The organism is Bernardetia sp. (assembly GCF_020630935.1).
Lineage (GTDB): Bacteria > Bacteroidota > Bacteroidia > Cytophagales > Bernardetiaceae > Bernardetia.
In genome coordinates this window covers 17,262-35,374 of the sequence record NZ_JAHDIG010000004.1, presented here as the reverse complement: position 1 = coordinate 35,374, position 18,113 = coordinate 17,262, and the positions used below count along the sequence as shown (strand labels likewise).

Annotated in this window: 17 protein-coding genes; 10 read left to right on the top strand and 7 right to left on the bottom strand. The window is 33.3% G+C overall.

What is annotated here, in order from left to right; translation table 11 throughout:
• Positions 1 to 162 precede the first annotated feature (162 nt).
• The 7 genes from QZ659_RS02025 to QZ659_RS01995 all read left to right on the top strand — a co-directional run bounded on the left by QZ659_RS02025 (position 163) and on the right by QZ659_RS01995 (position 5,515).
• Complete coding sequence (locus QZ659_RS02025) at positions 163 to 2,205, top strand: hypothetical protein (RefSeq protein ID WP_291721129.1); 2,043 nt, start codon at positions 163 to 165, stop codon at positions 2,203 to 2,205.
• 44 nt (positions 2,206 to 2,249) lie between these two features.
• Positions 2,250 to 2,627 (top strand): hypothetical protein, encoded by a 378-nt coding sequence (locus QZ659_RS02020; RefSeq protein WP_291721126.1) that lies wholly within the window; start codon positions 2,250 to 2,252, stop codon positions 2,625 to 2,627.
• Between the two features lie 346 nt (positions 2,628 to 2,973).
• The gene (rpmB, locus tag QZ659_RS02015) at positions 2,974 to 3,240 is read left to right on the top strand and encodes a 50S ribosomal protein L28 (protein WP_291721122.1); all 267 of its coding nucleotides are present in this window, start codon (positions 2,974 to 2,976) and stop codon (positions 3,238 to 3,240) included.
• An 82-nt stretch (positions 3,241 to 3,322) separates the two neighbouring features.
• Positions 3,323 to 3,505, top strand: a complete 183-nt coding sequence (gene rpmG / locus QZ659_RS02010) for a 50S ribosomal protein L33 (RefSeq protein WP_291721119.1) — start codon at positions 3,323 to 3,325, stop codon at positions 3,503 to 3,505.
• Between the two features lie 83 nt (positions 3,506 to 3,588).
• Complete coding sequence (locus tag QZ659_RS02005) at positions 3,589 to 3,747, top strand: DUF4295 domain-containing protein (protein ID WP_291721116.1); 159 nt, start codon at positions 3,589 to 3,591, stop codon at positions 3,745 to 3,747.
• A gap of 278 nt (positions 3,748 to 4,025) precedes the next feature.
• Positions 4,026 to 4,982 carry a signal recognition particle-docking protein FtsY gene (ftsY, locus tag QZ659_RS02000; RefSeq protein WP_291721113.1) on the top strand — a complete coding sequence of 319 codons (957 nt, stop codon included), beginning with the start codon at positions 4,026 to 4,028 and terminating at the stop codon, positions 4,980 to 4,982.
• Positions 4,983 to 5,239: 257 nt separating this feature from the next.
• Entirely contained in the window at positions 5,240 to 5,515 is a 276-nt protein-coding gene (locus QZ659_RS01995; protein WP_291721110.1) for a type B 50S ribosomal protein L31, read from the top strand.
• A gap of 73 nt (positions 5,516 to 5,588) precedes the next feature.
• Here QZ659_RS01995 and QZ659_RS01990 read toward each other — a convergent pair whose 3' ends face one another.
• Both QZ659_RS01990 and QZ659_RS01985 read right to left on the bottom strand, forming a co-directional pair.
• On the bottom strand, positions 5,589 to 6,056 hold the full coding sequence (locus tag QZ659_RS01990; RefSeq protein WP_291721107.1) for a hypothetical protein: 468 nt from the start codon (positions 6,054 to 6,056) through the stop codon (positions 5,589 to 5,591).
• 146 nt (positions 6,057 to 6,202) lie between these two features.
• Positions 6,203 to 8,704 carry a GEVED domain-containing protein gene (locus QZ659_RS01985; RefSeq protein WP_291721104.1) on the bottom strand — a complete coding sequence of 834 codons (2,502 nt, stop codon included), beginning with the start codon at positions 8,702 to 8,704 and terminating at the stop codon, positions 6,203 to 6,205.
• Between the two features lie 595 nt (positions 8,705 to 9,299).
• Here QZ659_RS01985 and QZ659_RS01980 point away from each other — a divergent pair.
• Complete coding sequence (locus QZ659_RS01980; protein WP_291721103.1) at positions 9,300 to 10,118, top strand: hypothetical protein; 819 nt, start codon at positions 9,300 to 9,302, stop codon at positions 10,116 to 10,118.
• A 2-nt stretch (positions 10,119 to 10,120) separates the two neighbouring features.
• Here QZ659_RS01980 and QZ659_RS01975 read toward each other — a convergent pair whose 3' ends face one another.
• The 5 genes from QZ659_RS01975 to QZ659_RS01955 all read right to left on the bottom strand — a co-directional run bounded on the left by QZ659_RS01975 (position 10,121) and on the right by QZ659_RS01955 (position 15,113).
• Positions 10,121 to 10,573 (bottom strand): HAD family hydrolase, encoded by a 453-nt coding sequence (locus QZ659_RS01975; RefSeq protein WP_291721100.1) that lies wholly within the window; start codon positions 10,571 to 10,573, stop codon positions 10,121 to 10,123.
• A gap of 5 nt (positions 10,574 to 10,578) precedes the next feature.
• The gene (locus tag QZ659_RS01970) at positions 10,579 to 11,184 is read right to left on the bottom strand and encodes a hypothetical protein (RefSeq protein ID WP_291721097.1); all 606 of its coding nucleotides are present in this window, start codon (positions 11,182 to 11,184) and stop codon (positions 10,579 to 10,581) included.
• The gene (gene lpxA, locus QZ659_RS01965; protein ID WP_291721094.1) at positions 11,181 to 11,978 is read right to left on the bottom strand and encodes an acyl-ACP--UDP-N-acetylglucosamine O-acyltransferase; all 798 of its coding nucleotides are present in this window, start codon (positions 11,976 to 11,978) and stop codon (positions 11,181 to 11,183) included. Before lpxA ends, QZ659_RS01970 begins: the two co-directional genes overlap by 4 nt.
• Before the next feature lie 247 nt (positions 11,979 to 12,225).
• On the bottom strand, positions 12,226 to 13,707 hold the full coding sequence (locus tag QZ659_RS01960; RefSeq protein WP_291721091.1) for a leucine-rich repeat domain-containing protein: 1,482 nt from the start codon (positions 13,705 to 13,707) through the stop codon (positions 12,226 to 12,228).
• 137 nt (positions 13,708 to 13,844) lie between these two features.
• Complete coding sequence (locus QZ659_RS01955; RefSeq protein ID WP_291721088.1) at positions 13,845 to 15,113, bottom strand: site-2 protease family protein; 1,269 nt, start codon at positions 15,111 to 15,113, stop codon at positions 13,845 to 13,847.
• Positions 15,114 to 15,143: 30 nt separating this feature from the next.
• On the opposite strand from QZ659_RS01955, the gene QZ659_RS01950 reads away from it, so the two are divergent.
• The gene (locus tag QZ659_RS01950; RefSeq protein WP_291721086.1) at positions 15,144 to 16,991 is read left to right on the top strand and encodes a BamA/TamA family outer membrane protein; all 1,848 of its coding nucleotides are present in this window, start codon (positions 15,144 to 15,146) and stop codon (positions 16,989 to 16,991) included.
• A gap of 105 nt (positions 16,992 to 17,096) precedes the next feature.
• The gene (locus QZ659_RS01945) at positions 17,097 to 18,017 is read left to right on the top strand and encodes a mechanosensitive ion channel family protein (RefSeq protein ID WP_291721083.1); all 921 of its coding nucleotides are present in this window, start codon (positions 17,097 to 17,099) and stop codon (positions 18,015 to 18,017) included.
• Positions 18,018 to 18,113 lie beyond the last annotated feature (96 nt).

Below are 18,113 nucleotides of genomic sequence, written 5' to 3'. Positions count from 1 at the left end.
TTGATATTCGTATTTTATTGAGCAACAAAATTAGCTAAAAATTGTGGATTCGTTTTCTGTTACGCAAACATTCATATCTATATTGGTGTTGATTGTAGTAGAGCAGAGTTAAAGTAGTTTCAACAGGCTACATTCCTCTATTTTTTGAGTTGGATGGTTATTATGAAAAAGCAGAATAATGACAACTTAGAGGAAATCAGAATTTTATTTTTTAGACTATTTTCAAGTACAAGAAGTTCTCTTTCTTTTAGTTGTTTTACTTTTTACAGACGATTTTTTATACCTATTTTTTTTAAGATAGGAGTAATTTTCTTTTTCTGTATTTTTTTAGCTTCCAAAACAAAAGCGCAAAAAGCTCCTTATTTTCCTTCATATTCTACGTCTGTTGTTACAATAGACAGTCTTGAAAAGATTGTTGATGAGCAATACAAACCGAAAAATGATACTACTTTAGCAGACAAGATTAGATATTGGGCAGAAAAACGAAAACTCACAAAAGAAGTAGTCAGTTGGATAATTAAACCTAAAAAAGAAGCTAATTACTGCCCACCACCCGAAGTTTTGCACTATCCAGATTGGAAAACACAAGAAGGAAAAATAATTGGAAATATTAGTGTCAGAACATTAGATGTTTTTGGTGCAAAAGCTACTGATACTCTAAGAAAAACGAAAAATTGGCTAGAAAGAGCAGGTAATACACTACACATTAAGACGCACAGTGGAGTTGTAAAAAGACGTTATCTACTTTTTGAAGAAGGAGAAAAACTAAATCCAGATTTGATAAGAGATACAGAGCGAATTTTGAGACAATTAAATTCTATTGCTGATGCTCGTATTTATGTAAACTCAAGAACAGTTGAAGATGGAACACAAAGTGATACAGTAGATATTGAAATCATTACACAAGATATTTGGTCGATGCTTCCAAGTGCTGGAGCGTATGGACTAGATGGTGGTTGGGTAGAGCTTCAAGAGCGAAATTTCTTAGGTTTTGGACACACTTTAGGAGGCAGAATTATCTACAGACCTAATACTGAACAAGAGTTTGGACATCAAGCTAATTTTGAATCAGCTTATTTAGGAAATTCTTTTTCTGTTTTGAGTGCTGATTATCAGAATACCTACGAACACAAAAGATATAATACAGCTTTAGAACGTCGGTTTCTATCTCCTAATATGCGTTGGGCAGGTGGTGCAGAAGCTGGATATAGACGTTGGTTGGCTCGCCCACTGTTAGAAAGTGATACGCTTACTGCTGATTTTTTTTATAGTTATTTGCTTACAGACGGATGGGGAGCGTATTCTTTTCCTATCAAAACCAAAAATGGCAGACTCTCGCTCATTACGGCTGCTCGTTTTACAAATTATTATTTTCTAACTCGCCCAGAGATAAGTACAGATACAAATCTCTTATATCAAAATCAGACACAAATGCTTTTGAGTGTTGGACTAACAAAAAGAAATTATCAGAGAGATTATATGATTTATGGTTTTGGAAGAACTGAAGATATTCCGATTGGTAGGCGTGCTGTCTTGACTTTTGGAAAATCAAATACTGATTTAGAGACACGATATTATGCAGGTGTAGAAGTTAGCAAAGGCATCAAGACAAAAAAAATAGGCTATTTGCGTGCTTCAATGGCATTTGGTTCATACATAACCAATACAAGGGAGTTAGAACAAGGGACTTTCGAATCTAAATTTACTTATTTTACACCACTCATTTGTTTAGGCAAGTGGCGATTAAGACAATTTCTAAGAGGGCGCTATACAAAGGGAATTAATCGTTTTGATAGAGAATTTAATGATATAAATAGGAATGCAGGTATTTGGGGGATGCAAAATGACCAACTCAAAGGAACAGAAGTTGGGGTTTTAGGAACAGAGAGTGTTTTCTTTACGCCTTGGCAACTGTTAGATTTTCAATGGGCATTTTTTGTGCGTGCAGATGTGGGAGTGGCTACATTTACTAATTCTATTTCAGAAAGTCCTATTTTTCAAGGTTATAATATTGGTTTTAGAATCTATAATGAGCGTTTTACCTTCAATATGCTTCAAATTCGTTTTGGAGTTTACACAGGTTTTGCTGATGCACCTTTTCATATTCAAACAGTTATTGATAATGTACCACGCCTTCGCATAGAAGATTTTGATATAGAACGACCAGAAACTATTCATTTTCATAATGGAAATGAAGGACGTTAGAGCATTTTTGATTCAAATGCTTATCTTCATAAAAAAATACTTTTATGAGAAAATACTTAAAACTCGGTTTTTATGTTGGATTGGTACTGCTCCTTATGATGTTTCTGCTTAGTATTTCTCCATTGAGTTTAGCCTCTTTACACCTTCAAATAATGTATTGGCAACTTTGCTTTTACGGTTTTGTTGTGGTAAGTATTCTTTGCTTGTATCTCATAATTAGCTCAAACGATACTAATTCAAGGTTTATGGGTATTTTTATGACAATCTTGATACTTCTAATCACAGGAGGTCTTATCTATTCCTCTAAGCCTTCACGAAATAGCAAAAGAAGAGAAGGAATTTTTTATAATAGGTATTGTATCAAAAAAAGAAAAGTGTTGATAGAAAATTATTTGATTTGGTATGAGGAAGTTTGTAATTGAGCTAAGTCAATGAAATGCTTCTAATTTTTCATTTTAAATAATTGCAATTCAGAAAAAAAGACCTTACCTTTGCAATTCTATTCAAAAGAGTAAAGGCTTGAAAATGAGACTTCTCTGCAAATTATATTTTTATTTGATATTACAAGTTTCAGATAAAGTGTAGATAAAAATTCGTTTAGAGACGATGCAAACTCTAAAAAACACATTTTTTCTTCATTTATAATTTTACATTCGTTTTCAACCACTATTTATTTCTTTTAAAATACAACTCGTATTTCATTTATATTTACAACTTAGAAAAGCAAATAACCAATAGTTTTTGTTTTTACTATAAATTTTATTCATTATGGCACGAGTGTGTGATATCACTGGCAAAAGAACACAAGTAGGAAACAACGTTTCTCACGCAAATAATAAAACAAAACGTAAATTCTATCCAAACTTACAGAAAAAGCGTTTTTATATTGCTGAGCAAGACCGTTTTGTAACACTTAAAGTTTCTACTTCTGCAATCCGTACTATCAGTAAAAACGGAATCCTTCCTACAATGCGTAAGGCAGTAGCACAAGGACACTTGCATAAAAGTTTTTTAGAGCCTGCTCAAGAAGCATAGGCTACATTAAAAATATAACTTTACATCTCTACTTTTAAAACTAATAAAATTTGGAGTTTTAGAAGTTAATTTTATTATCATTATGGCTAAGAAAGGCAACCGAGTACAAGTGATTTTGGAATGTACTGAACACAAAACATCTGGTGTGGCAGGAACTTCTCGTTATATCACTACAAAAAACCGTAAGAATGTAACTGAGCGTTTGGAATTGAAAAAATACAACCCAATCCTTAAAAAACATACGGTACACAGAGAGATTAAGTAATTTATATTTATTCTCATATATGGATTTTGGCATTGCCAATTATCCATTAAATAAAGTATTCACTCTTTTAAGTTTTATATATTATGGCTAAGAAAGTAGTAGCAACCCTGAAAAAAGAAGGCGGTCAGAAATGGGCTAAAGTAATCCGTACTGTTCGTTCAGAAAAAACAGGTGCATACACGTTCAAGGAAGAAATCGTTCCTGAACAAATGGTACAAGAAGTAATGAACCGCAAGAGCTAAGAACATTTGTCAATAGCTTTTTAGTTTATTTATACTTCAATAGTCCCTACAATGGTATTTCTCAAAACAAAAGACTAAAAAAGTCCCGTTACAGAAATGTTTTATAGGGGCTTTTTTTCATTTTCTATACTTTCTGATACAAAGAATATAAATACAAATGCGTATTTTTGTCTTTTGATTGTAAGGATAAGGTATTCCTTATCTCTATAAATAAGATTACAAAAAATATCTTTTGTTATCAATTACCCTGCTTTTCTAACCATTTTCGAACAAATACTATGTCTATTTTCAAGAAATTTTTTACCAAAGAACAAAAACAAACCTTAGACAAAGGTCTTGAAAAATCAAAATCTAATTTTTTTGATAAAATTGGAAAAGCCATTGCAGGAAAGTCAAAAGTTGATGATGATGTTTTGGACGAACTTGAAAATATTTTAGTAGCTTCTGACGTAGGTGTAGATACGACGGTCAAGATTATCAACCGTATTGAAGAGCGTGTGGCTAAAGATAAATATACCACAACTTCAGAACTAGACAGAATTTTGAGGGAAGAGATTGCAGCCCTTTTGGCAGAAAATAATTCTTCTGATGTCAAAAACTATGACCTTCCAAATATAAAGCCTTATGTTCTACTTGTAGTAGGAGTAAATGGGGTAGGAAAAACAACAACTATTGGAAAACTAGCTGCAAAATATAAAGCCTCTGGTAAGAAAGTATTGTTAGGAGCTGCTGATACGTTCCGTGCTGCTGCTGTCGACCAACTGATTGAATGGGGAAGAAGAGTAGATGTTCCTGTAGTTTCTAAAGGAATGAACGTTCACCCTGCAACTGTGGCTTACGAAGCTGTTGAGGAAGGAATTAGACAAAATGCAGATATCGTAATCATTGATACAGCAGGGCGTTTACAGACTAAAGTAAACCTTATGAATGAGCTAACAAAAGTTCATAAAGTTATCAAAAAACATATTCCAGAAGCTCCACACGAAGTAATGCTCGTTTTAGATGGAAGTACAGGACAAAATGCTTTTATACAAGCCAAAGAATTTACTAAAGCTACAGAAGTAACCTCACTAGCTATAACCAAGTTAGACGGAACAGCAAAAGGTGGCGTTGTGATAGGAATATCTGACCAGTTCCAAATTCCTGTAAAGTATATTGGTGTAGGAGAAAAAGTAGAAGACTTACAAGTCTTTAATAAACAAGAGTTTGTAGAATCTTTCTTTACAAGAAGGTAGAGGATTGATAAATTTAGTAAGAATTAAAATACTAATGCAATTTGAAGGAACTCAAAAAAAAGATTCTGACAAAAAATCTGCTTTGAAAGCATAATCTATTGAATTAAAGGCTTTTTAATTGTTGTAATTCAAGATAAAATGATTATTTTTGCAGTTCGTTTTAGAGTTTTGTATTCCATACAGACTTTATTAGAAAAGTTTTAAATTAAATTTATAGGGTAAGTGGCGCAATCCTCTTACATAAAACTGTTTATACAATGAAAAAAGACATTCACCCAGAATACCGTGAAGTAGTATTTTTAGATACTTCTAGCGAATTCAAATTTTTGACTCGCTCTACTATACAGACAAAAGAAACTATCACTTGGGAAGATGGAAACGAATATCCATTAGTAAAAGTAGAGGTTAGTTCTGCTTCTCACCCATTCTACACAGGTGGAAAAGGAAACTTTGGTAAGGCTACTGGACGTGTTGAACGCTTCAACCGTCGTTATAAGCGTACTGAAAAGAAAGAAGAATCTACTGAAAAGTAATTTACCTTCTCTTTTAATCATAAAAAAGCCTCAAATTCTTTCAAATTTGAGGCTTTTTTGTCTTGATATTTTTTTACTTTCTTTTATATGTTGTTACGCTCATTAGGCTACTAGAAGCGTCTGTTAGTATTAAAATTTCTGGACATACATCTAAAAAATAATCCCTTTCTATATTACCAGCATTCAGCCAAGTTGTAGTAAATTGTCCTTGTGTGGTATCTGATGATTCTAAGAGTCTGTATTCCCAAATTCCTGTAGCTTGCCCATTTTCTAGTTCTTCTACACTTTGTCCTAGACTAAATACTAAAGACATTGTTTTTCCTTCGCTTTCAGGTGTAATTATAATTTCGCCATTTCGTCCTTGACTACGTGATTCTACCCATTCCCAAGCACTTTCAGAAAGAATAGCATTTGCTTCTGATAATTCACCTACAGAAGTTTCACAAGTTATTACTTCTTGCATTTCGTCCTCATCTTTGTCTCCACAAGCTGTAAAAGTAAATAAAGTAGAGAACAGTAAGATATAAAGTGAATAATTCATTAATTTTTTCATTTTAGTTTTAGTGATTTATATTTAAGAGGGTTGATTTTTAATGTGCTTGTATTTCAAAAATTATGCTATAAAAAAACACCCAACATTATCTGTTAGGTGTTTTTGTTTGTGATTTATTTCATTAGAATACTTTTCTATTCTTTGATAAACTTAATCGTTTCTACTTCACGACCATTATTCACACTCAAGATATACATTCCTTTAGGAAGTTTTGAGATATTGATAGCCGTTTCTTGAGAAGCTAGTGTTTGTCTAACAAGTTGTGCTCCAGTTACACTGTAAATAGTAACTTCTGAATCTGTACTGAAGTATCCTAAACGAACATTCAATGTAGAGTTTGCAGGGTTAGGGAAAGCTACAAAAGCAACGCTCTCATCTTTCAATCCATTTCCAAATCTTGCTTCTTGTGCTCTATCTTCATTGTGGAATGCTGTTGGAGCAGGATTAATTCTGTTTGAAGAACCAATTACTACTGTGTAATCTTCAACTTCACCATAAGAGAATGTTTCACAAGAGCTTGCATTTGCATTATACTTCATTGTTACACGCATACGAGTTGAACCATTTTGAGCAGAAGAAGGAACTGTGAACGAACCACTTACAGATGAACTTGTTGTTTTTGCACGAGAGTAAACTAACTCACCTGAATCGTTGAAGTCTCCATCTTGGTTATAGTCAATCCATACATTGTATGCTTCGCTATATGTTCTTCCAGACCAAGCTGGATTGATAGTGATGTTGTAGCTAGTACCTTTAGCAAGTGATGTAGAAAGGTTAGTAAAGTCTGCATATCCACCGTTTGCACCAGAGTTATTGTCAATAGAACCTACACGTACTCTCTGAATCCATTCATCAGCAACGCTGTTTCCTTTAGAAGAACAGTAAGATACAACTGGAGCAGAAGAAGTAGTTACGAATGAGCTTGAAGAATATGCACTACTTACTGAACAGTTTGCACGTACTTGATACTCATATTGAGTAGAAGGACTAGCACCAGTAAGGTTTAAAGATGTTGAAGTTGAATTGTTTGTAGTCCAAGAAGAAGTACCTGCTGCACGAACACGAACATCGTAAGAATTTGCACCTGAAACAGAAGACCAAGAAACTGTGAATGAACTGCTAGTTACAGAAGAAGAAGAAAGTCCAGAAGGAACGCCACAAGAAGGAGTAGAACCACCTGTAATATTTACTGTATAATCTTCAACTTCACCATAAGAGAATGTTTCACAAGAAGTCTGTGCGCCATTATATTTCATAGATACACGCATACGAGTAGAACCAGTTGCTGCACTTGAAGGAATAGAAAGAGTTCCATTTACAGTTGTGCTACTTAAAGAACCAGCATCAAATACTAATTCGCCTGCGTCGTCAAAATCGTTGTCTTTGTTGAAATCAATCCATACTTTCCAGTATTCGTTATATGTACTGCTACCAAAACCTGGAGTCAGTGTAATTGCGTTATTACTTCCTTGAGCAAGGCTTACAGAAGATGAAGTAAAATCTGCATATCCACCATTATTGCTACTTGTTTTGTTCAATGAACCAACTTTTACACCTGCAATCCACTCATAGCTTGCATCACTTCCTTTAGATGCACAGTAAGACGTAGTAGGAGGAGGTGTTGTACCACCTGATACTAAGTCAGAACGGAAACCACCTGCATCAAGAACAGCACGCATACGGTTCTTCTGACCTGTTGTGAACATATACATACAAGCATCGTTTGTATAATCCATATAGTTCATAAACATATCACTTGTAAAACCACCATTGTTTGAACAAGATTTTGAAGGATAAGAAGGACAACCTCCATTTGAAGCAGCAGCAATAGGTGTATCACTTACATAATCATCAGCACTACAGTTACCATCTCCCCAAATGTGGCGAAGGTTTAACCAGTGTCCAACTTCGTGAGTAGCAGTACGTCCTTTATTAAAAGGAGCATTTACATTTCCAGTAGAACCGAAAGCAGTAGTAAGAATAACAACACCGTCAGTGTTTGCAGATCCACTACCTGGGAACTGAGCATAACCCAAAATTCCACCAGACATGTTACATACCCAAATATTCAAATATTTTTGAGTATTCCAAGCATCTTTACCACCTTGAGAGCTATATTTCATTTGGTCATTTGTACCAAATGCACTTACACTTGTTTGTGTACGAGTAACACCACTTGTAGCATTTCCGTTAGGGTCTGTTGTTGCCAAAACAAATTCGATTTCAGTATCAGCTACTGAACCAGCAAACTCTGAAGGAGTAAGAGTGTAGTCACTATTTGTTCTTCTAAAGTCAGCATTCAATACATCAATTTGAGATTGAATTTGTGCTTGACTTACATTCTGAGCAGAAGTATTATAAAGTACGTGTACTACAACTGGAATTGTGTAAACCTCTGCTTCTGTACGTTGATTTCTTTGGTTTTGAATATAGTTTTGCGTAAATGTTTCAATGTTACGCATTGTTTGCTTTGCTTCTGGATTGATAGAAAGCAAACGTTCTAAGTTTTCATCTGCATGACAAGAACGACCTTTATGACCGTGTGAATCTTGAGCGAATGATGTCGAACTTGCAAGCATTCCTATGCCGAATCCGAAGCTAAAAAGTGTGTTTTTAATTGTTTTTGTAGAAATCATTTTATTTTCTGTAAAAATTAAAGGGGAAATGAATATTTAGTTAAATATGTTAATTGTTGAGTTAAATCCTTTGCTAAACCTTACTCTTGAAGGCATTGCAAACATACGGTACTTTTTTAGAAAAACAAAATTTGGGTAAATCATTTTTTATCGGTATAAAAATCATTTTTTAATGTTTATTCAAAATTTTTAAAACAAAAATACTGCAATAAACCAAATAATATTCTGTAATAGCTTTTTTTTTACGCTCATTCCAAATAATATTTTATATTGTTAAAATCTTTTTTTGCAGAAAAAAAACTCTATTTTTTTAAGAAAATCAGAATTTTATAACTTTTTAGATTAAAAAATGGCTTTTGGTGATTAAAAGTTACTCGTAAATGCAACTTTGTTGCAAATAAAAACTACCTAATTTGTAACCTTCAAGCAGAAGATTCCGTAAGGAAAAATTAGCGCAAAACTTCAAAATACTCTCTACCTTGTGGTTTCTTTCAAAAAAACTTCTACCACAATACATTTATTTTCAAAAAATATAATAGCAAAATAATATATCGTTATTGAGTGTATATGTCTCTACCCAATCCGACTTATTATAATGAAGAAATTTGTTCTTTTAGTTTTGTATTTGACTTTTCCATTCCTATTACTACAAGCACAAATAACATCTGATATTGTACAAAAGACTGTCTATGAGAATCATATTTCTTATCAAAAGACTCTTTGGCGCAGAGTGTCATTAAAGGAAAAGCAAAATCAGCCTTTTTTTATAGAAGAAAATGAAATCACAAAATTAATTATCACAGGGGTGCGTGATGGAAAACTACAGCCTTACGATAGTCGTGATTTGAAAACTGAAATGTCGTCAGAACATTTTGAAGAAAACATGACTGTTCCACAGGAAATGCCTTGTTATTTGACTGAAGATATAGGACTTGAACCAGAGACTATTATTTCTAATGACTGGGAAGCAGAAGAGGAGTTAGAATCTGAATGGGAGTGGTTTAGTCCTCGTCAAATTTCTATTTTAGAAACAAAAGAGAATCTATACTTTGATAAGAGACGAGGAAAATTAATCTCTCAAATTGAAGTTATTAGCCTAATTATTCCAGCCATAGAAAACAAAACGACTGGATTAGATAAAACATTAGCTAATTTTTCGTATCAAGAGGTTATGAATTATTTGTGTGAAAGTAATTTTGTTTGGCAAGACTCACAAAATAGAGCTACTCAACTCCAAGCAAAAGAAGCCTTTGATTTGATGCTTTTGAGTGGGATTGCTGTAGAGCAGATTGACAAGAACAATTTTGGAATTATTTATCATTGCAATTACATCGATTCTGAACACAGTTTAAAAGAAGCTCATTCTTATTATAACCACCTTATAGAATATGAAAGCAATTTTTGGGAGAACTAATTTTATACTTTAAAGTCTTCAATTCCTTTCTTGATAGTTTCTACCCAATTTTTATCAATTGTTTTTATAATAATTGTTTTGAAGCCAAATTTTTCGCCTTCTATTCCGACTCCTTTCGAATCATCTATATGCAAATCAAAACCAAAAGCAGGAGGATATTTTGATGATTTAATAGTTTTCTTTTTTAAAGTGCGCTGATTTTGAAATTCGTTGATTATTTTTTCTACTCTAATTCCATAATATAAAAGCAGTAATCTAATTTTGAATGTACTTCTAAATGAAGTAGTGTAGATATGAATGTGGTGTCCTTGTTTTTGTAAGGCAGAAATAAGCAATGCTGAATCCTTACGAATAGGCTCAATTCCTAGTAGTTTTGCTAACCAGTTTCTGTGTTCCGATTCAAATTCGTTTCCATGTGGAATAAGTGTGCTGTCTAAATCGAAACTAATGTCCATTTCTATTATAATGTTATCAAAAATCCAACAAACAATAAGAACATAATCACAGTGATTGCCCAGTAATAATTCCTGTTTTTTATGATGATTCCAGCAAAAGCAAGCAGAGCAGCACCTCCTTTGATATAATTCTTTATACTCCAAAACTCATATTCTTCAAAAATAATAGAGTTGAGAATCATTGCTGTAAACAAAAGACCATATAAAAAGGAAATTATGGGAGCTTGTTTTTGAAAATAACGTTCCAAATCAAAAGTATCCTTTTCATATCTACTATCACTTACTTTGGGAAATAGGAATACACAAACGAGATAAAGAAGTAAAGGTAAGGCAAGGGAGTAATAGTAGTAATAAATATTTTTTCCAATAAATTCGTTATTTGTCCAAGTTCCCCACCAAATCAAGATAGAAACTAAAAAAGTGAGAAAAGACCAAATAACTGGAATAAAGTCAAAATGAATCTGAGAACGATAACGCATAAAGTTTCCCCATCCCATAAAAAACTCAGCTACAATAAAACCAAAAATAATGGCATTAAAGACAGCCAAATATTCAATTCTTGAAAAACCTTCAATTTGGTTGGGTAATGTATTTTGAAGAAAAAATATCATACAGTTATGGTAGCATCTTCATTTCCACTTCTGATTATGCCACGTTTTGCATTTTTAATAAACTCTACAATCTGATTTTTTTCTGGTGTTGAAGGTTCTAGCTCTTCTATTTGTTTGAGAGCTTCTTGTGTATTAAGCCCAGCAGAGTAAATAAGACGATAGATTTCTCTAAGTTCTGCTGTTTTGTCAGCATCAAAACCACGTCTGCGTAAACCTACAATATTAATTCCTGCATACGAAAGAGGTTCACGCCCAGCACGAATATAAGGAGGTACATCTTTTCTAACTAACGAACCACCTGCAATCATGGCATGCGCTCCAATCTTCACAAACTGTAAGACAGCACTTGTTCCTCCAATGATGGCAAAATCTTCTACCACTACATGCCCAGCCAGTTGAACACCATTTACTAAAATACAATTATTTCCTACAATGCAGTCATGAGCAATATGTACATACGCCATAATCAAAGCATTATTACCTACCGTCGTTTGCATTCTATCATCTGTACCTTTATTGATGGTTGCAAATTCTCTGATAGTAGTATTGTCTCCGATGATAGTAAGTGTTTTTTCCCCCTTATATTTCAAATCTTGAGGGTCTCCAGAAATAACAGCTCCTGGGTAGATTTTACAGTTTTTTCCAATTCTAGCACCATCCATGATAACTGCATTGGCAGCAATCCAAGTTCCTTCCCCTATTTCTACATCTCCATAAATAGTTGCAAAAGGTTCGATGGTTACATTTTCTGCAATCTTTGCGTTGGGGTGTATATTAGTGTTCGGATATTTCATTTGTATGCTGAAGTTGTGTGAAAACAGATGAGTAGTTTTGTATAGTATAGTGCAAAATTAGAACAAAGTTAAATCATTACAGACAATTTAACTAAAAAATTAAAAGCTATACAAAACAATAAACACAAATTTACAAATTTGTTTAGTTACTTATCTATTTTAACTTGATTTATCAGACTAGGTTGTATTGATTTTTATAGCAATAGAAAACTTTCATAATGAGTTGAATATTAGGATTATAAAATGTTTAATAATCATCTCCTTCGCCTTCTTCTTCTTGTATTTTTTGCTCTAGTGGAGTTCCTTTAACATAGAGCTTTTTAAGACTTTGTTTTTTAAGCTCTTCTGCTACTTCCATAGTCTCTAATTTTGTATCTATCAGAATAAGAGTTTCTAAATTTTTACAATTTCTAATAGGAGTGAGGTCTGCGACTTCTGTTTTTTGAGCATCTAAAATTTGTAAATTAGGTTTGTTTTCTAAACCTTCTAGTGTCTTGATTTGAGTTTCCCCACAAAAAAGTTTTTCTAATTTTCCTAATTCAGATAAAGGTTTCAAAGTCTTAATTTCTGTTTGATAAACATACAAATCTTTTATATTCGTTAGGTTTTCAATGCCTTTGAGTGAAGTTATTTGCGTCTCTCCTGTTTCTAAAAGCTCTAGTTTTGTAGCATTTTTTAGAGACGAAATATTTTTAATTTTGGTTTTATTGAGGAATAATTTTTTCAAGTGAATTAACTCTTCTAGCACATCAATTTTTTCAACATCAGTTTCTGAAATAGATAAAATTTCTAAATTCTTAGCATTTTCCAGTGAGCTAATATCATTAATTTTTGTATCATTGAGTTGTGCTTCTGTAAGCTGTGTCATAGTTGAAAGTGCAGAAATATCGCTTACTTTCGTATTTCCCAAACCTATTACACGCAAATTGACAAGGCTCTTGAGTTTTGAAATATCTTCCACTTGTGTCCAGTTTAGATACAACTCTTCCAAATTAGTGAGTTTAGAAAGCGATGAAACATCACTGACAGGAGTACGCCACGCCAAAATAGATTTCAAATTTTTGAGCTTTGCAAGAGGTGAAAAGTCTTTAATTCCAGTTGCTGTAAAACTCACTTTTTCTAAGTTTTCTAAATTTTTTAGTGCAGAAATATCTTTGACTTTTGTGTAAGCAATATAAATACGCTCCAAACTAGAAACAGAACTCAGTGGCGAAATATCACTCACGCCAGTTCCTGAAAGAGATAATTTTTTAAGATTTTTGAGAGAAGAAAGCGATGTAACAGAATTGATACCAGCACATTTTTGTACCCAAATTTCTTCTAAGTTGTCTAGTTTTGAAATAGGAGAAAAATCTGAAAGAAGCGTGCGCTCTGCATCTAACTTTCGAAGGTTTTTGGCATTTTTTAGTGGCTCTAACGAACTGACAGGACAATAAGAAAAGTTTACTTCCTCCAAAAAGGGTAAATCTTTCAAGGGTTCAATATCCAAAATCAGACTGTTGTAATGTTCTTTTGTTCCAGAACAATCTATTTTTTTGAGATTATAGATTTTTTCTAAATTTTGAGAAGTTGGAACGCTATCTATTTCATGATTGTATCTAAAATAAAGTTTCCAGCCGTCATTCAAATCATTCCACCATTTCTGATTGATGTTGTTTTGTTGAGAAAATGCAGAAAAGGAAAATAATGTACAGAAAGAAAACAGAATAAAAAAACGAGTGTTTTTCATATAATTTTAATGTAGAACACGCTCTAGCGTGTGATTTTATATTTGAAGATTAGCTTATTAGGTATAATTCTATCCTAACGACGAAATTTTGATATATTTTATGTTGTTGGAAATTTGATGCCAAAATCAAATTACACTTATGAAATCACAAAGGGCTGAGGCGAAAAACATAGAATAAAAATAATAAAAGTAATCACACCCAAAATCATTCTTCCTTTTGTGAGTGGGGTAACTTGATTTTGTGTCGGTGGGTGTGAAAGTCCTAAAATTCTACCTAAAAGGAAACCAAAAGCCAACCAACCGTAATACCCCTGTGCCTCTGGAAAAACACTTACAAACAAAAACTGAAAAGCATAAATTCCTAGAGCAAACACTACTGCCGTAATAGGTCTTTCTGTGTTTTTTAGATAAATGATATATAAAAAGAAGAGGTAAAAAATGCTATATAATGCAATATCTTCAATAGGGTCTTGTGGGGAAATAAGCCCTAACCCTGCATAGGTTAAGAAAATAGTAAACATTCCCATCGATATTTTTTTGTGCCATTTTTCTCCAAACATCGCATACAAAACATGTCCACCATCTAGTTGCCCAATCGGCATCAGATTTAAAGCTGTAAAAAATAAAGCTAAATAACCTGCTAATATAAAAGGGTAATGAAAAATTTCTCTATTGTTAGGTACCCATTCTGGATTTGGAGCAACATAATTTTTGAAAAATTCAAATAAAAGATTTGTCCCTAGCTCCATATTTGCACCTTCTGGAATAGACTTATAGACATGAGAAGCATAATCCAAACCATATTTCTGCCACGACGGATGCGCTACTTCAATTACATATTCTGGAGAAGGAAGATTCAAAAAACCATAAAATAAAACACCCAAAGCAATCACAAAACCAGCCAAAGGACCTGCTACGCCTACATCGAAAAGTGATTTATGAGAAGTAAAGGGAGATTCTATTTTGATAAATGCACCCATCGTTCCGATAGTAGAAGGCATTCCCAAAAAACCCAACCACATTGGAATATAAAATGGTAACGAAGCACGAATATTGTGATATTTGGCTGCAAAATAATGTCCGAACTCATGAACAGTCAAGATTCCCAAAAAAGGAATAGAATATGACAAGCCAGCTACAAACGCCTCTAAACCAAGTCCTCCACTTCCCAAGCCTGCAAAACCATCAGCATCAAAGAGCAGAGCTATAAAGCTTTTTTCTCCAAAAATCCATTCTGCACCAGCAAGTGTCGTTGCTATGAAAGTAATAACAAAAAGTAAAATATGTAACCAATATTTAGGTTTTCGCTTTTTATAACTAACTTCTTCATATAAAAATGGATTAGCAGCATCGCTATCTGTTTCGTAGTTGAGATAAGAAGGAGAATTTGGGTTTTCGTCTTGCATGCTTTTATTTTATACGTATTTCTTGATTTTATGAATACTTGTTTTTCTAGGGTAAAGTTTTGGGTTCGCTTCTTTACTTTCTTCCTTTTATTATTTTTTAATACAGAAAAAATACTTGCTCAAATAGAGGTTTCTGTATCTTATCAAAATTCCTTTGAAGAGAAATTACCGAATTTAGAACTTCCCAAACGATTAAAGTCTTTTTTAGAACTACACCAACTCTCTACAAATGTACTTCAAAATTTACAGAATGAAGGCTACTGGAATGCAAAATTAGTTACCCTAGACAGTACAAATCAAAATAATAGGAAAAACATAGTCTTGACAATTGACTTAGGGAAACGAACTTTTTGGAAAGAATTACGCACAAAATCAGTTCCTACTTTAATAGAGAAAAACATTATTTCAGATTTTAGGAGAAAAGATTTTCTAAAAAAAATATCCAAAAACAGTAAAAATATACCTGTTAGGAGTTCAGATATAAAGAAATTACAAGAAGCTATTCTGAATTATTCCCAAAACAATGGCTATCCAATGGCAAGAACAAGTTTGGATAGTGTAGAAGTCGAAGAAACTGACAAGCGACGTTATTTTTCAGCAAGTTTGGTATATGAGTCTGGTTCTCTTATTCAATTTGATTCGATAATTGTTGATGGAGATGCTAAAATCAAGAAAAGTTTTTTGATGAACTATTTACATATTTCAGAAGGAAAAATATATGAGGAAAACACAGTCAAAAATGCTATACGACTTCTCAAAACAATGCCGTATTTAAAGTTAAATGGAAAGCCAAATGTAGAATTTCGTTATGATAGAGCTTATTTGAGATTGCCTTTGAAAAAAGTAAAAAGTAGTCAGTTTGATGGGGTAATAGGTTTTTTACCAAGAAACCAAACCACAGGAGGAGGGCAAAATACAAATGGTTCAAATCTACTCTTGACAGGACAAGTGCAACTACATCTTGTCAATCCATTTGGAGCAGGAAAAACGATTGCTTTCGAATGGCAACGCATTCGCCCAGCCTCTCAAACTCTTTTTGCCAACTATGAGCATCCTAATTTCTTGAAAACAAGCCTTGAAATAGGAGGGAATTTCAATTTTATCAAAGAAGATTCTACCTTTTCTACTGTTGAAAGGCGTGCAAATATAGCTTATCCCAGTCCAAAAATGGGCAAAATCGGCTTTTTTACTTCACTACTGACTACTAATCGAACAGGTATTATACGAAACGCTGATACAGCTAATGTTCCGACAGCCGACAGTCGTTTTTGGCACTATGGCATTTCATATTCTTACAATACCTTAGACGATATTTTTTTTCCAAGAAAAGGTTTTCAAATCCAAACAGAAATTTCTACTGGCAATAAAAATTTTACAGATTCACTAAGCCGAAGCCGAATTTCTGATACGCCTTCAGATGAAGATTTTCGCAATCCACAACTTAAATTTATTTCTGATATAAATCTGTATTTCAAAGTGAATAATAATTCATCTCTTCGTTTTCGGACGCAAGTTCAGTTTATAGAAAGCAAAGATTTATTTTTGAATGAACTTTTGAGAGTAGGAGGTTTGCAAAATCTTCGTGGGTTTGACCCCAATAGTTTTTTTGTATCTCGCTACGGACTTTTAGGAGCAGAATGGCGTTTTTATTTCGAAGAGCGTTCTTATTTGATGGCTTTTGCAGAACAGGCAGCCATCCGTGCTTACACACGCCGAAATGAACCGTATTTAGATTTACCTACTTCAGCTGGTGCAGGAATTAGCTTTTCCACCAAAACAGGTGTTTTTTATTTTATCTTTGCTATGGGAAACTCCAAAACACAACCTATTTCTGTTGTCAATTCAAAAATTCATTTTGGTTTGGTAAGTCAGTTTTAATTATTTTTTCACGCCAAACCCCTAATTTTGTGTTTTCATTCTTATAAATTAAATATAAAATCATAATTAGCTACGCTGATTGTTACACAATTCTAAACTGATTATATGATAGACAAAGTTATTCCCTTTGATACCAAGTTGTTATTTACAATAATTCTTATTCTAATTGTAGCAGGGGTTGCTTCACGCTTGGCAAAATCAGCTATAAATAAGCATCTTAGAAATATTGAAGACTCACAAGAGTCTAAAGATTACGACAATGCTACTCGTCTTCGTTTTCTCAAAAATGGAGTAAACTTTATTATTGTTATTGTCAGCATTTTACTCATTACTTATACCATTCCTTCACTTCGTGCACTTGCTGTTACGCTTTTTGCAGGTGCTAGTATTTTTGCTGCTTTTATTGCTTTTGCTTCTCAACAAGCCTTTAGTAATATTGTCAGTGGGATTTTTATTGTTTGGTTTAAGCCCTTCAGAGTAGGAGATATTGTAGTGGTGGGTACACACTTTGGTGCAGTAGAAGATATTACATTACGACATACAGTTATTAGGGGGCTAGAAAACAAGCGTATTATCATTCCTAATTCCAATATTAGTAGTGATGTAATTGTCAATTCTACGATTGAAGACCCCAAAATTCAGCGTTTTGTAGAAATTTGGATAAACTATGATGCAGATTTGAAGCGAGCAATACAAATTATGGAAGAAGAAGCTATGAAACATCCAGAAATGATAGACGGAAGAAGTCTAGAAGACAGAATAAATGGAGACCCTATCGTTATGGTCAGACCAACGGGAATGGATGAACGAGGTATAAAAATTAGAGCCAGTGTGTGGGCAAAAGACCCACCTACTTCTTTTGACCTATACTGCGATTTGATTAGAGAAATCAAGTATCGTTTCGACAAAGAAGGAATACAAATGGGTGTTCCTCATAGGCACGTAAGCCAAAGCTATGGGAACTATAACGAACAAAATCAACAAATACAGCCTATCTCTTCAATAGGTTCAGAACCAAAAGAATAAAACAATTTCTTATAGGAATAGTTTATAGTATGATAAAAGGGCTAAAAAAGAAGTTAAATCATTTTTAATTGAATTTTTGGCATCAAATTTTCATAT

Coding starts and splice junctions, on each gene's coding strand:
- QZ659_RS02025 (WP_291721129.1), top strand. CDS start 163: ATGAAAAAGCAGAATAATGACAACTTAGAGGAAATCAGAATTTTATTT.
- QZ659_RS02020 (WP_291721126.1), top strand. CDS start 2,250: ATGAGAAAATACTTAAAACTCGGTTTTTATGTTGGATTGGTACTGCTC.
- rpmB (WP_291721122.1), top strand. CDS start 2,974: ATGGCACGAGTGTGTGATATCACTGGCAAAAGAACACAAGTAGGAAAC.
- rpmG (WP_291721119.1), top strand. CDS start 3,323: ATGGCTAAGAAAGGCAACCGAGTACAAGTGATTTTGGAATGTACTGAA.
- QZ659_RS02005 (WP_291721116.1), top strand. CDS start 3,589: ATGGCTAAGAAAGTAGTAGCAACCCTGAAAAAAGAAGGCGGTCAGAAA.
- ftsY (WP_291721113.1), top strand. CDS start 4,026: ATGTCTATTTTCAAGAAATTTTTTACCAAAGAACAAAAACAAACCTTA.
- QZ659_RS01995 (WP_291721110.1), top strand. CDS start 5,240: ATGAAAAAAGACATTCACCCAGAATACCGTGAAGTAGTATTTTTAGAT.
- QZ659_RS01990 (WP_291721107.1), bottom strand. CDS start 6,056: ATGAATTATTCACTTTATATCTTACTGTTCTCTACTTTATTTACTTTT.
- QZ659_RS01985 (WP_291721104.1), bottom strand. CDS start 8,704: ATGATTTCTACAAAAACAATTAAAAACACACTTTTTAGCTTCGGATTC.
- QZ659_RS01980 (WP_291721103.1), top strand. CDS start 9,300: ATGAAGAAATTTGTTCTTTTAGTTTTGTATTTGACTTTTCCATTCCTA.
- QZ659_RS01975 (WP_291721100.1), bottom strand. CDS start 10,573: ATGGACATTAGTTTCGATTTAGACAGCACACTTATTCCACATGGAAAC.
- QZ659_RS01970 (WP_291721097.1), bottom strand. CDS start 11,184: ATGATATTTTTTCTTCAAAATACATTACCCAACCAAATTGAAGGTTTT.
- lpxA (WP_291721094.1), bottom strand. CDS start 11,978: ATGAAATATCCGAACACTAATATACACCCCAACGCAAAGATTGCAGAA.
- QZ659_RS01960 (WP_291721091.1), bottom strand. CDS start 13,707: ATGAAAAACACTCGTTTTTTTATTCTGTTTTCTTTCTGTACATTATTT.
- QZ659_RS01955 (WP_291721088.1), bottom strand. CDS start 15,113: ATGCAAGACGAAAACCCAAATTCTCCTTCTTATCTCAACTACGAAACA.
- QZ659_RS01950 (WP_291721086.1), top strand. CDS start 15,144: ATGAATACTTGTTTTTCTAGGGTAAAGTTTTGGGTTCGCTTCTTTACT.
- QZ659_RS01945 (WP_291721083.1), top strand. CDS start 17,097: ATGATAGACAAAGTTATTCCCTTTGATACCAAGTTGTTATTTACAATA.